At 39.4% G+C, this 13,961-nt stretch carries 10 protein-coding genes and 1 tRNA gene; all 11 read left to right on the top strand.

The genetic code is table 11. The features are described 5' to 3' along the window. Nucleotides 1–4: 4 nt before the first annotated feature. Entirely contained in the window at nucleotides 5–811 is an 807-nt protein-coding gene (gene racE / locus A5N88_RS00515) for a glutamate racemase (protein WP_066261726.1), read from the top strand. A 1,433-nt stretch (nucleotides 812–2,244) separates the two neighbouring features. Further along, the gene (locus tag A5N88_RS00520; protein WP_066261728.1) at nucleotides 2,245–3,294 is read left to right on the top strand and encodes a GerMN domain-containing protein; all 1,050 of its coding nucleotides are present in this window, start codon (nucleotides 2,245–2,247) and stop codon (nucleotides 3,292–3,294) included. Between the two features lie 156 nt (nucleotides 3,295–3,450). After that, nucleotides 3,451–4,209 (top strand): ribonuclease PH, encoded by a 759-nt coding sequence (gene rph, locus A5N88_RS00525; RefSeq protein WP_066261730.1) that lies wholly within the window; start codon nucleotides 3,451–3,453, stop codon nucleotides 4,207–4,209. Nucleotides 4,210–4,213: 4 nt separating this feature from the next. Then, nucleotides 4,214–4,810, top strand: a complete 597-nt coding sequence (locus A5N88_RS00530; RefSeq protein WP_066261732.1) for an XTP/dITP diphosphatase — start codon at nucleotides 4,214–4,216, stop codon at nucleotides 4,808–4,810. Between the two features lie 10 nt (nucleotides 4,811–4,820). Then, nucleotides 4,821–5,330: a metallophosphoesterase gene (locus A5N88_RS00535; RefSeq protein ID WP_066261735.1), complete on the top strand. Its 510-nt coding sequence runs from the start codon at nucleotides 4,821–4,823 to the stop codon at nucleotides 5,328–5,330. A gap of 326 nt (nucleotides 5,331–5,656) precedes the next feature. Continuing rightward, nucleotides 5,657–5,730 (top strand) — tRNA-Arg (locus A5N88_RS00540). 432 nt (nucleotides 5,731–6,162) lie between these two features. Continuing rightward, complete coding sequence (locus A5N88_RS00545) at nucleotides 6,163–7,125, top strand: nuclease-related domain-containing protein (protein ID WP_066261736.1); 963 nt, start codon at nucleotides 6,163–6,165, stop codon at nucleotides 7,123–7,125. Between the two features lie 428 nt (nucleotides 7,126–7,553). Next, entirely contained in the window at nucleotides 7,554–8,564 is a 1,011-nt protein-coding gene (locus A5N88_RS00550; RefSeq protein WP_066261738.1) for a tetratricopeptide repeat protein, read from the top strand. A gap of 172 nt (nucleotides 8,565–8,736) precedes the next feature. Further along, nucleotides 8,737–10,023 carry a trigger factor gene (gene tig, locus A5N88_RS00555; protein ID WP_066261740.1) on the top strand — a complete coding sequence of 429 codons (1,287 nt, stop codon included), beginning with the start codon at nucleotides 8,737–8,739 and terminating at the stop codon, nucleotides 10,021–10,023. A 380-nt stretch (nucleotides 10,024–10,403) separates the two neighbouring features. Next, the gene (gene clpX, locus A5N88_RS00560; RefSeq protein ID WP_066261742.1) at nucleotides 10,404–11,666 is read left to right on the top strand and encodes an ATP-dependent protease ATP-binding subunit ClpX; all 1,263 of its coding nucleotides are present in this window, start codon (nucleotides 10,404–10,406) and stop codon (nucleotides 11,664–11,666) included. Between the two features lie 346 nt (nucleotides 11,667–12,012). After that, nucleotides 12,013–13,680, top strand: a complete 1,668-nt coding sequence (gene lonB / locus A5N88_RS00565) for an ATP-dependent protease LonB (RefSeq protein ID WP_066261745.1) — start codon at nucleotides 12,013–12,015, stop codon at nucleotides 13,678–13,680. Nucleotides 13,681–13,961: the final 281 nt, after the last annotated feature.

Genomic DNA, 13,961 nt, shown 5'->3' on the forward strand with positions numbered 1-13,961 from the left:
AATTTTGGAACAACCAATTGGAATTATAGATTCAGGTGTAGGCGGCCTGACAGTAGTAAAGGAAGTCATGAGACAGCTGCCCAGAGAGACCATTTACTATGTTGGGGATACTGCCCGCTGTCCGTACGGCCCCCGGCCAGTCCACGAAGTGAAGAAATACACCTGGCAAATGACACGTTTTCTATTAAAGAAGAATATTAAAATGCTTGTCATTGCATGTAACACGGCTACTGCTGTCGTCCTGGATGAAATCAGGGAACATGTTAAGATACCTGTTTTTGGAGTCATATACCCGGGAGCCCGGGCAGCTTTGAAAAACACACGGAATTATAAAATAGGAGTTTTGGGGACAATCGGAACCATTAAGAGCCAAGCTTATGTAACAGCCTTAAAATCAATTAATAAGGATGTTGAAGTGATATCACTTGCCTGTCCTAAATTTGTGCCGCTTGTGGAAAGCGGTGAATACGACAGTCCGATTGCCAAAAGGGTTGTAGCAGAAACATTGACAGAGATGAAACAAACGAGTATTGATACACTGATTTTGGGTTGCACACATTATCCATTGCTGCAGGAATCTATTAAAAATGTTATGGGCAGCCATATCAGAATCATTAGTTCCGGCGAAGAAACAGCAAGGGAAATCAGTACACTGCTTTATTTTCATGATCGTTTCAATATGAACGAAACCGTCATTCCAAAACACCGTTTTTTTACAACGGGTTCAAAGAAGATTTTTTCAAAGATTGCTTGTGATTGGCTGAAGAAGGATGACTTGCCTGTAGAAACTATATACTTGGGAGAGGAGTAACCTCCTAAGTATATAGTTTTTTAAAAGGGTTGGTTCTGTTAAAATTTTAGGCTCTTTTCGTAAACTTTGTTGCTATTTAGCACAAAAAAATGATGAAATTTACGGTTCTGTAGTAAACCAAATTGTTTACGAAATGATGCCACAAAGACGGACAAAATACGGATTTATTTTTTGTACGTAAAGCAACAATCCCTTCGAAAACAGCCAAATTTTAAGTTAAAAACTGCTCGTTTTTTATCTTACAGTAAGGAGGATGACTCAAAAGGCGGTAATAAGCTGCCTTTTGAGTTACCTCTTTTTTTATTTTTGGGAAGAAAAAGGAAAAGGAGAGAAGAACAATATGCGAATAATAGCGTGGTGTCTATCTGCTAAGAATCTATTTGAGCAGAAAAGAACAGGCAGGACGAATAGCGCTGAGCATATCTAGTAATATCTAAAAATCGTTTGGTTTCAACGTTAATTAGAGTGGGAGGCAAAAGACTCCTGAAGTTAAGCGAGTAATTGGGGGGGATCACCTTAAGCATGCAACGATGTGGTTCCACTACCGCCCACGAAAAGCGAGTATTCCGAGGGAAATCAACCGGCAGAATGATCCATTCTTAATTTGGATTTAATTCAAAGGGTGATTAGAGTGGATACGCGAGACTCCTGAGAGATTAGCTGACTTTAGGGAGACCCCTCAGGAGCGCTGCGACGAGGAGCATCCTCTACCGATTCCTGAAGCAAGATTCTACAGCGAATACCAACCAGCAGGATGACCAGGGCACTTCCCATGTATATCTTAAATTCTATTGATGATCTGAATCTAAAGTTGATTGAAGCGAGTGCCTGCAGCGCAAATCAACCTGCAGAATGACCAGAGCGTTATCAATGTTTCAATTTGTTCCAAATGTTGATTTGAACTCAAAGTTTATTGAAGCGAAAAGGAATGCTTGCACATTGGAAACCAACAAGCAAAAAAAGTTGCTGTTGCCAAGGTCATTTGGTATCTTTGCACCATTTGGGGCAGCCTCTTTACAGTGAAATGAGCTAATAAACAACAAATTCATTTAACATAGTCGTCACTGTCCAGCTCCAGCGCCTATTGGCTAGTGGATTTCTCCGTCTTTTCCCTGCGATAAGTTAACATCAGCTCGTTCCTCACTGTGTTTCCTTTATCTCGATCAAAGACTACGGAATCCATACGCCGATGAGCAAGGCGCTTTCGCTTATCTTTGTCCAGCTCCAGCGCCTATCGGCTAGTGGATTTCTCCGTCTTTTCCCTGCGATAAGTTAACATCAGCTCGTTCCTCGCTGATCAAAGACTACGGAATCCATACGCCGATGAGCAAGGCGCTTTCGCTTTTCTTCATAAATAGTTTTTTGATAAGCGGTCTAAAAATCCGGGACAGCTCGTATACATTTAGTACAAACTGTCTTGGGAGGGATAGACGTTGGCAAAGAAAACAACGGCAATTGCCATTACTGTATTGGCTTCAAGCGTATACTTGTCTGGCTGCGGTTTATTCAGCGTTGGACAAAAAGATAAGATAGATCCTCCGCAAAATATTTCATACACAAAGCAAACAGAACCTGTAGCCTCAAAAAATATGGATGCAAAGGCAACAAAAAATTCAGTCATGACAGAGCTTTATTTAGTGGACAGGAATGGATATGTCGTATCGAAAACCCTTCCTCTTCCTAAAAGCTCAAGTGTTGCTAAACAGGCGCTTGAATATCTCGTAAACGGCGGACCAGTTGAGGATATGCTTCCTAATGGGTTTAGAGCGGTTCTTCCTGCGAATACAGACGTAAGCCTAAATATTAAGGATGGAACGGCCATTGCTGATTTTTCTTCTCAATTTAAAAATTATCAAGCACAGGACGAACAACGGATTCTTCAGTCAATCACATGGACCCTGACTCAGTTTAATTCCATTAAAAACGTCCAAATACAAGTAAATGGGAAGCCGCTTACAGCCATGCCTGTTAACGGTACTCCAATTAATCCAGATGGCTTGTCACGTGCGGATGGTATAAATGTGGATACCTCAGGGGTGACTGATATTACAAATACCCATCCATTAACAGTTTATTATATTGCTCAAAATGGAAAGGACTATTATTATGTGCCTGTTACTAAACGCGTGCCGAATACCCAAACGGATGATATTTCTGCAGCGGTAAATGAATTAATTCAAGGTCCTGACTTGCAATCCACTCTCGTAAGCGGTTTTCTCCCTGATGCTGCTTTAATCAGCAAGCCGAAGGTTGTAAATGGGAATGTTACGCTTAATTTTAACAAATCTATTCTCGATAACTTTGATCATAAGATGATTTCTGACGACGTTTTAAATGCACTTGTGCTCTCATTAACTGAGCAGCAGGGAATTGACAGTGTGACAGTTGAAGTGGATGGCAATAACCATTTGGTGAATGAGGAAGGAAAATCCTTAACAAAACCGGTTACAAGGCCTTTAAAGGTAAACACAGGTAGTTTTTAACGGGAGAAATTTGATATACTATATACTATGCTTAGGAGGGGCTTGCGCATGCAGCCTCTTCTTTATTGGCCATGCTTTCGAAACTTAAAACAATAGTAGAGGCAGAATAAGCCTATTAAATAAACATGGTAATGGATAAAAGAGAGGATGAACACCGTGCGAGCAGATGGAAGAGAAGCACAGGAATTAAGACATGTACATATTGAAACAAATTATTTAAAGCATCCGGAAGGCTCTGTTTTAATTTCAGTTGGAGATACAAAGGTAATTTGTGCTGCAAGTATTGAGGATCGGGTTCCACATTTTATGAGAAATACGGGGAAAGGATGGATAACTGCAGAATATTCCATGCTTCCAAGAGCAACAGAACAACGAAACATAAGAGAGTCCTCGAAGGGGAAAGTAACGGGGAGAACGATGGAAATTCAGCGCCTGATCGGACGGTCCCTTCGTGCAGCGGTCGATCTTGAGAGTGTAGGAGAAAGGACGATTTGGATTGACTGTGATGTGATTCAGGCAGATGGGGGAACCAGAACCGCTTCCATAACAGGTTCCTTTATTGCTATGGCTTTGGCCCTTGCTAAGCTGCATGAAAAAAAGAAGATGAAAAAATTTCCTGTTACAAATTTTCTGGCAGCTACAAGTGTCGGTATTGTTCCTGAGAGCGGTATTGTTCTGGATTTAAATTATGCTGAAGACAGCAAGGCATTTGTGGATATGAACATTGTAATGACCGGGGCTGGACAGTTTGTTGAACTTCAAGGAACAGGTGAAGAAGCAACCTTTTCAATAAGTGAGCTTCAGCAATTATTGGATATGGCGCAGAATGGACTTAATCAGTTGTTTGAAATACAGAAGAAGGCATTGGGAGACATTGCAATTAAAATAATGGATAACGCAGAGGCAAAGGAGTAAAAAAATGCTGGATATTATCATTGCTACTAAAAACAGAGGCAAAGCAAATGAATTTTCCGATATGTTAGAACCATATGGATTTAGGGTAAAGACACTTTTAGATATTCCAAATTCCATAGATGTTGATGAAACAGGGTCTACTTTTGAAGAAAATGCAATATTGAAGGCAGAAGCGATTTCGATGCAGTATAATATAATAACCATAGCAGATGACTCAGGCTTAGTAGTTGATGCTTTGGACGGCCGTCCAGGCGTATATTCAGCAAGATATGCAGGTGAAGCAAAAAACGATCAGGAAAACATGGATAAAGTGTTGATTGAAATGGAAACTATACCAGATTCACAAAGAACGGCGCGATTCTACTGCGCATTAGCGGTAGCAGTTCCAGGAAAAAAAACCATTACGGTCTCTGGAACCTGTGAAGGAAAAATACTTAGGCAGCCTCAAGGGACAAACGGTTTCGGATACGATCCGATTTTTTGGGTTCCAGCCAAAGAGCAAACGCTCGCACAGCTGCAGGCAGATGAAAAAAATAAAATAAGCCATCGCGGCATGGCACTGAAAAAGCTTTCGGCCATTTTAAATGAACTGTTTGGATAGGATGATATAAATGAGACTGCTTGTAGTAAGTGATAGTCATGGTTTAACTGCTGAATTAATGGAATTGAAGGAAATATATCAAAATCAAGTTGATGCCATGATTCACTGCGGTGATTCAGAGCTTCAGGCGAGCCATCCAGAAATAGAAGGATTTTTGACAGTTAGGGGGAACTGTGATTTTGAAAGGCGATTTCCTTTGGATATTCGTCAAACTATTGGTGACAACACGATTTTTATTACCCATGGACATCATTATAATGTAAAAATGACTTTGTTGAATCTATCTTATAAAGCTAAAGAGATTGAGGCTGATTTTGTCTTTTTTGGGCATTCACACGTTCTGGGTGTAGAGATTATTGATGGTACGATATTTTTGAATCCGGGAAGTATTCTGCTGCCAAGAGGACGAAAGGAAAAAACATATGCATTGGTAGAAAAAGAAGGTCAAGAAGTTTTTGTTACTTTTTTTGATGACCAGCATAAGGAAATTAAGGAGCTAAAGCAAAGGTTTACAATGTAGCAGAAAATGAGCGGGAAGCGCGGGACTAATTTTCTTTAAGGACTCTGTTAAAGGTTAATGTTAGGCCACAAGTTAATTGAACAGCGACAATTAAACAATAGTAACATACATTTGAAGGAAAGATTAACTGAGCTGCAAAAATAGTCTCAGCCCGTTCATTTAAGAGCTTTGATGAAAAGAAATAGTAAGAGTAAAGAAATTGTTTGAAAAATAAAATGGGGAAGCCCGTTGACATTGTTTTTTATTACTTATATAATAAGTAGTGTCATCAAGCTAGTCTTTTATGAAACTAGGAAGATGAAGTATGATGGTCAAAATAAGATCATGTCCCAGTAGCTCAGCCGGATAGAGCATACGCCTTCTAAGCGTACGGTCGGGAGTTCGAATCTCTCCTGGGACGCTAATCAGAAAGACTGATACCAAAGATTTTGTTAAGGTGAGATCCTTAACTGAACTACTTGGGTGTCAGTCTTTTTTGCTTTTATCTTATCCCAGGCTGGTTCCTCTCGAATATTGTGTCAATTTTCATTTGAAAAACATGGTGATTGAAGGATTGGCGCTGAAACCTTCTGGCAAAAAAAGTGAAAACACTGCCGCTTAGGAAGATTTTGCTCCTTTTTTAAGAGAAATTCAATAAAAAGCAAGTAGAATTAAACAAAATAAGAGCAAAAATAGGAGTAAAATAACGTAAGATGGCTAAAAAGTAAAATAGCAGGGTGAAAAATTTGTAAACAAAAACCATTTTATATTGGACAAAATGCAATTATTTGTAGGAATATAGAGTGAGTAGAAGTTTGCTGTCTAATCATCAAATGAACGGAGACTGATATAGATGACAATCGTTTATGTGTTAATCATATTAATCCTATTGGGAGGATGTATTTATTTTATTACCCAGGCCTCCAAGCAAAAACAATTACATCAATCGGCAATAGATCAACTAAATAAAACCAAGGAAATCGAGCTTAAGGAAAAGGAAGCTGCCTATAACCAGCATTTAGAAGATATAATAGTAGAACGGGAATTGGTTTATAATGAAAGTGTCGAAAAGGTAACAGAAGAATTTGAAAAGGACCGTCTTAAGTTCAATGATTATATAAGAAACCTTGAGAAATATTCGAGAAATAAGGGAGAAATAATTACACACAGGGTTTTGACAGAGCTGAAAACTTCCATGGTCAGTAGAGGAGTACTGGATGAGTCGGAAATGATCATTATGGGGAATGTATTCATTCCGCTGCCTTCAGTAAATGATACGATTAAGACAAGGAAGATGGACCACTTGGTTCTCCTTCCTCAAGGTATTTATCTCATAGAAACGAAGTATTGGCGCGGCAAAATCATCCATGGTGTATCGAAAGAACAGTTAGAGGATTTAGCCTATTACTTTGATTCTTTATTTATTGAACATAAGGGAAAAGAACAAACCATCGTCTTTTATGATAACAGCCAGGATAGCGTGAAGGAACATGAACAAGAAAAAAATATAAAGGTAGCCAGCTATGAGAATCCTGCTTACCAAACTTTGGAATCTGCCGAAAGGCTTGAAGATTTTCTTATGAACTACAGTCCCAAATTCAATAAAGTAAAACCGATTCTCTACTATGGCTATCACAGCTATAACGGTGATGAACCACAAAATTATTCACGTATGACAGAGGTTGAGGTCTGCACCTCAAGAGAAAAACTTGAAAACTACTTTGAAGAGCAAATTAAATCAAAAGAAGTAAAATTCGATAGAAAAGATTTACAATATATTAAAGATACTCTTGAGAAAATAAATTATTTTTCATAGAATCCGCTTCGTATGGCTGTTTGGCAAACACAAAGCTAAAACTGTCTTTTTATTGCTCTCCTGCTATGATCCGCCTGCTTTTAACCAGCATATGCTGAATGTTTGAATAAGAGCCGTAACCATAAAAAGCATCCTTCTTGGATGTTTTTTATTTGTTATGGCGTAAAGCTCAATGTTAATCTACTAAACGGAAGGTTCACGCTTCCATAGAAATGCTGGCAAAGAGAGACTCACAGGAGCAAAGCTACGAAGAGGATCCTAATCACCGGGCGATTTGAACAGCTGCATTTTTTAGTTCATCTGCATTGTTTCAAGGAGATTTTTGAAAATTAAGAGGGGACATGCTAAACTAAGTTCGATTATTTAATGTATATAACCCATTCAACTTAAGCGGATAGGTCTGAATAAAAGGCGGTAGGAACAAACAGATGAAGGATAATAGAAAAACTGGCAAGGTAATCCATTTCCCGGGCTTAAAAGAAAGGCTCATGGCTATTGGGATCGAGCGGCTTGAGGAAAAAAAATACACTGATGCAGTAGAATTGCTTTCACAGGCAAAGGAACTCGACAGAGATGATGCGGAAGTTGGCATGGCCTATTTGGTTGCTTTGTATGAAGCAGGTGACTACGAAAAAGCTAAACAGCAGGGAGAGGAGCTCCTTCACAAAGGGATCGGTGATTACTTCGAAATTTTTGATATTTTTATCATGATATTAATCCAGCTGGGGGAACATAAAGCCGTTAAAGATACCATTACTGCCTTATTTGAAGAACGCGAGGTTCCGGCAGACAGAATGGAGCATTACGAGAAGCTGCTTCAATTCAGCCAAAAAAGAATTCCCCAAAAGGAAGAGAAAAAGGATTTTCCAAATACAGAGGACTTGCAGCCAACATCTATTTTAAGAAATCTTGAGGTGAAAGAGCAGGTATTTAGAGCAGCACAGCTCAACTATGAAAATATTTATCCTTACATGGCTGAGCTAAGGGAGTTTCTTGAAAACCCTCATAACCATCCGTTTGTGAAATCAATGGTCGTGAATGTATTGAAGGAACATGGGGTTGAAAGGCCAGCGTTTATTAGAAAATTTACCTTTGAAGAGCAGGTAGTGCCTTCAGAGCTTCCGGCAGTTTTTGAAACCCCTTTTTATTTGGAATTTATAGAATACCTAAGAAAAGAAGTGGAGGATAAGAACCCTACTTTATATCAACAAATAAAGATTGTTGTAGACCGGCATTTTTTCATATTGTATCCTTTCGAACCAATCCCGATGTCTGCTCCTGTATGGGCAGCAGCCTACTTCCTTTTTGTCCAGGAAATGTATCAGGATGGGATAGATCCTGAAATCACCGCCCAACAGTTTGGCGTGGATAGGGAAACGCTGGAAAAGGCACTCAGGTGGATCGATGAGATAGAAGAAATTTCTTTGCCGATTGTATAGCTCCTTCTTGAAACAGCTAAAACCTATGATATAATGTAATGGTTGTAATGTGTAATTTTTTCAACCCTTTTCATTTTTCTTTTTAAAATGGATTATGGCTGTCGAATTGGACATGCCTGTCTATTAAATTAGTTCATTACACTATCAAATATAGATTGTTGGAGGGAAAGGTATGTCAGCAAAATGGGAAAAGCTTGAAGGCAATCAAGGCGTATTAACAGTTGAAGTTGATGTTGAAACTGTTAACAACGGTCTGGATGCAGCTTTCAAAAAAGTATCAAAACAAATTAATATTCCAGGATTCCGTAAAGGGAAAGTTCCTCGTCCATTTTTTGAAAAGCGTTTTGGTGTAGAATCACTTTATCAGGATGCTTTGGATGTAATTCTTCCAGAAGCGTATGCTCAAGCTGTTGAAGAAACAGGCATTACACCTGTTGACCAGCCAAACATCGATATCGAGCAAATGGAAAAGGGAAAAGAGTTAATCTTCAAAGCAACTGTTACAGTTAAACCTGAAGTTAAGCTTGGAGAATATAAAGGCTTAGAAGTTGAAAAGGTTGACACAGAAGTAAAGGCTGAAGATATTGAAAATGAATTGAAATCTCTTCAGGAGCGTTATGCTGAACTTGTTGTTCGTGAAGAAGGCGCTGCTGAAAACGGCGATACAGTTGTCCTTGATTTCGAAGGCTTCGTAAATGGAGAAGCATTTGAAGGCGGACAAGCTGACAACTATTCTTTAGAGCTTGGCAGCGGAAGCTTTATCCCGGGATTTGAAGAGCAATTAGTTGGTTTAGCTGCAGGAGAAGAAAAGGATGTCGAAGTAGCATTCCCTGAAGAATACCATGCTGCTGAATTAGCTGGTAAACCTGCAGTATTCAAAGTGAAAATCCATGAAATCAAAACAAAAGAACTTCCTGCGTTAGATGATGAATTTGCTAAAGACGTAGATGAAGAAGTGGAAACACTTGACCAATTAAAAGAGAAGCTTGAGAAAAACTTAAAAGAATCAAAAGAACACCAAGCTAAGCATGCAACTGAGGATGCGATTGTAGAAAAAGCTGCAGAAAATGCTGAAATTGATATTCCTGAAGCAATGATCGATACAGAACTAAACCGCATGATGCAGGAATTCGAACAACGTCTTCAAATGCAAGGTTTAAACCTTGACCTGTACTTCCAATTCTCTGGTCAGGATGAGAAGGCTCTTCGCGACCAAATGAAAGAGGATGCACAAAAACGTGTTCGCATGAACTTGACTTTAGAAGCAATTGCAGAAGCTGAAAACATTGAAGTAAGCGAAGAAGAAGTGGAAGCTGAATTAACAAAAATGGCTGAAGCTTACAATATGTCTGCAGAGGACATTAAAAAAGCCCTTGGCAGCCTTGACGGCGTTAAAGGCGATTTAAAAGTTCGCAAAGCAGTTGAATTTCTTGTACAAAACAGTAAGACTGCTGCATAATAGTAATAATATAAGATTTCTGGATCAATCCCAAAACAAGGCACGACGTTATTCGTGCCTTGTTTTCTACAATGTAAGAAAAAATTCTTTTCAAAAATCATACATAAAAGTAGAATATAAAATACGAATTGGGGAAAATCTTGATTAAGTAGGATTTAATGAGATCAATGGCGAATGTATATGTAAGCTTTAAAATTTCCTGTCCTACATAGAAGTATGATACAATCCAATACATAACTGTTTTTAGACGGGTTCTTTACAAAAAAAATTAGCCTATGCAGGAGAATGCGGCAAGGAAAAGGGAATCCCGCTTCCTTTCCTGTCTTTTCAAACGTCTAAGCTAATGAGAGGCTAGTATTCTTTATAAGGGGTGAAAGTCATTGTTTAAATTCAACGATGAAAAGCAGCAGCTTAAATGTTCATTTTGTGGTAAAACACAAGATCAGGTCCGCAAGTTAGTTGCAGGACCGGGAGTCTATATATGCGACGAATGTATTGAGCTTTGTACTGAAATTGTAGAGGAAGAGCTTGGTACCGAAGAAGAAATTGAGCTGAAAGATATTCCTAAACCAACTGAGATCCGTGAAATTCTTAAAGAGTATGTCATTGGCCAGGATCAGGCGAAGAAAGCGCTTGCTGTAGCGGTTTATAATCATTACAAGCGTATTAATTCCAATAGTAAAATTGATGAAGTAGAGCTTGCCAAAAGTAATATCTGCTTAATCGGGCCGACAGGAAGCGGGAAAACCCTACTGGCACAAACACTCGCAAGAATTTTGAATGTTCCATTTGCCATTGCTGATGCTACATCATTAACAGAAGCCGGTTATGTAGGCGAGGATGTTGAAAATATTCTTCTTAAATTGATTCAGGCTGCAGATTATGATGTAGAAAAAGCGGAAAAAGGAATTATCTATATCGATGAGATTGATAAAGTAGCAAGAAAATCAGAAAACCCGTCTATTACACGTGATGTTTCTGGTGAAGGAGTTCAGCAGGCATTGCTGAAAATTCTTGAAGGAACTGTTGCAAGCGTTCCTCCTCAGGGTGGACGCAAGCATCCTCATCAGGAATTTATTCAAATTGACACTACAAATATTCTCTTCATTTGCGGCGGTGCCTTTGATGGTATTGAACAAATCATCAAACGCCGTTTGGGCCAAAAAGTGATTGGTTTTGGTGGCAACAAGGTTGAAAAAGACATTGATGATAAAGTCTTATTATCAAAAGTGCTTCCTGAAGATCTTTTACGATTTGGATTAATTCCTGAATTCATCGGCCGTCTTCCAGTTATTGCGAGCCTTGAACAATTGGATGAAGCAGCATTGATTCAAATTCTTACCCAGCCAAAAAATGCTCTTGTAAAGCAATACAAGAAAATGCTGGAGCTTGATGATGTAGAGCTGGAATTTGAAGAAGATGCTCTTACGGAAATTGCCAAGAAAGCTATCGAAAGAAAAACGGGTGCAAGGGGGCTCCGTTCCATTATTGAAAGCATTATGCTTGATGTAATGTTTGAATTGCCAGCCCGTGATGATATTAAAAAATGTATCATTACTAAAGAAGCTGTTCTGAATAATGAGCCGCCAAAGCTGATTCTTGAAGATGGTACAGTGGTAAGAGAAGAAACGAAATCTGCCTAAACAGAAGGATCTGCCAAAGAATATTTGGCAGATCCTTTGTTTTCTCTATTTAAAAAAATGGACCAGATTGGATCTTCTTACAGCTTGTTCGCAGCTTATTTTTACGAAGAAACTTCAGCCCCTTCAAAAAAATGGTTTATTCCCAATAGGTCGCGGAGATACTAGTTCATATGTAAATGGATTTACCTAAAGAAAAAGGTTTTAAAGGAAAAGAATTTTATTGCATTGCCGAGTCTTGCTTTTGCATGATTGGAGAAAAATTATTATACAAAATTCTTTGCTTTGGAACCTGATTGCACCATAAAGGGTAAATTCGCCGCAACTGATGAGTTTTGGAGGGGTTACAATGAGCTGGACTGGGATCGCGTTACTTATTCAATTATTTTTTGGAGTCATTATAGGACTTTACTTTTGGAACCTGCTTAAGAGCCAAAAGACGCAAAAAATATCCATTGATAGAGAATCCCGCAAAGAAATGGAACAATTGAGAAAAATGAGAGCAATATCCTTAACAGAGCCGCTGTCAGAGCGTGTGCGGCCGACAAGCTTTGATGACATTGTGGGGCAAAGTGACGGAATTAAATCGTTAAAGGCAGCCTTATGCGGTCCGAACCCGCAGCATGTCATTATCTATGGGCCGCCAGGAGTAGGGAAGACTGCTGCAGCACGGCTTGTTTTAGAAGAGGCAAAACGAAACAGTAAATCACCTTTTAGACCAAGTTCAATTTTTATTGAACTTGATGCCACTACGGCAAGATTTGATGAAAGAGGAATAGCTGACCCATTAATTGGTTCTGTCCATGATCCTATTTATCAAGGAGCAGGTGCCATGGGACAGGCCGGCATCCCCCAGCCTAAGCAGGGGGCTGTAACCAATGCCCATGGAGGAGTTTTATTTATTGATGAGATTGGAGAATTGCATCCAATACAAATGAATAAGCTCTTAAAGGTGCTGGAAGATCGAAAGGTTTTCCTGGACAGTGCTTATTACAGTCCGGAGAACAGCCAAATTCCTTCGCATATCCATGATATATTCCAAAATGGACTCCCTGCTGATTTTCGGTTGATTGGAGCTACGACTCGAACACCTAATGAGATCCCCCCTGCCATTCGTTCTAGATGTATGGAAGTATTTTTCAGGGAATTGGAGCAGGACGAGATAGCAAGGGTGGCAAAAAAGGCTGCCCATAAAGTGAAAATGGAGATTAGTGAAAGCGGGCTTCACATTCTATCCTCTTATGCGCCAAATGGCAGGGAAGCCGTTAATATGGTACAAATTGCTGCCGGTCTTGCAATCCAGGAAGAGCGGCAATCTATACGGGATGAAGATATAGAATGGATTATCCAATCAAGTCAGCTGTCTCCTCGTTTTCAGAAAAAGATTGGGGAACAGTCAAGGGTCGGATTAGTCAATGGACTGGCTGTGACAGGACCAAACACGGGGACTCTACTGGAAATAGAAGTGACTGTAATTCCTGCAAAGGATAATGGAACCATTAATATTACCGGAATTGTTGAAGAAGAAAGTATTGGAGGGCAAGGGAAGTCCATCCGGAGAAAAAGTATGGCAAAAGGGTCCATAGAAAATGTTCTTACGGTTCTTAGAACGATGGGGGTACCGGCTGGCCAGTATGATATACATGTCAACTTCCCTGGAGGTATTCCCATTGACGGACCTTCAGCAGGGGTATCCATGGCTGTAGGAATCTATTCAGCCATTTATAAAATCCCTGTAGACCACACTGTTGCCATGACAGGTGAAATCAGTATTCATGGCAATGTGAAGCCGGTTGGTGGTGTGTTTGCAAAAGTAAAAGCCGCTAAGCTGGCGGGGGCAAAAACTGTGTTTATCCCTGCGGAGAACATGCAGTCTATTTTAAATGAAATCGAAGGAATCGAGATTATACCGGTGTATCAGCTAGAAGACATACTAAATATGGCTCTTATCAAACACTTTGATACTGAGGTTCCATTCCCGCTGATTAGCGATCAGATTGATGAACAAAGCGTGTAATGAGACATTGACGAATTGGTGAAGGGGGATTTTTGCTTTGAACAGCAGGTAAGAGAATCCCTTGAAACTTTGAAGTGGTGAAGACTTCAGAGCCTTATAAAAAAGCAAATGCCTGGAGTGTAAATTAACAGGCAACAATAACATAAGCAAGTAAATAGATGAAGCTAATAAAAGAAATCGGCATTTGCCGATTTCTTTTATTGAGCAAATTTCGGTCATAATGATTCCTGCTGGCATTTTTAGAAAGCTGATTGAATGTAATCGTGATTGGACCAGCTGTA

The sequence above is a fragment of the Heyndrickxia acidicola genome, assembly GCF_001636425.1.
Classification (GTDB): Bacteria; Bacillota; Bacilli; order Bacillales; family Bacillaceae_C; genus Bacillus_AE; species Bacillus_AE acidicola.

Coding starts and splice junctions, on each gene's coding strand:
- tig (WP_066261740.1), top strand. CDS start 8,737: ATGTCAGCAAAATGGGAAAAGCTTGAAGGCAATCAAGGCGTATTAACA.
- A5N88_RS00535 (WP_066261735.1), top strand. CDS start 4,821: ATGAGACTGCTTGTAGTAAGTGATAGTCATGGTTTAACTGCTGAATTA.
- A5N88_RS00545 (WP_066261736.1), top strand. CDS start 6,163: ATGACAATCGTTTATGTGTTAATCATATTAATCCTATTGGGAGGATGT.
- lonB (WP_066261745.1), top strand. CDS start 12,013: ATGAGCTGGACTGGGATCGCGTTACTTATTCAATTATTTTTTGGAGTC.
- A5N88_RS00550 (WP_066261738.1), top strand. CDS start 7,554: ATGAAGGATAATAGAAAAACTGGCAAGGTAATCCATTTCCCGGGCTTA.
- A5N88_RS00530 (WP_066261732.1), top strand. CDS start 4,214: ATGCTGGATATTATCATTGCTACTAAAAACAGAGGCAAAGCAAATGAA.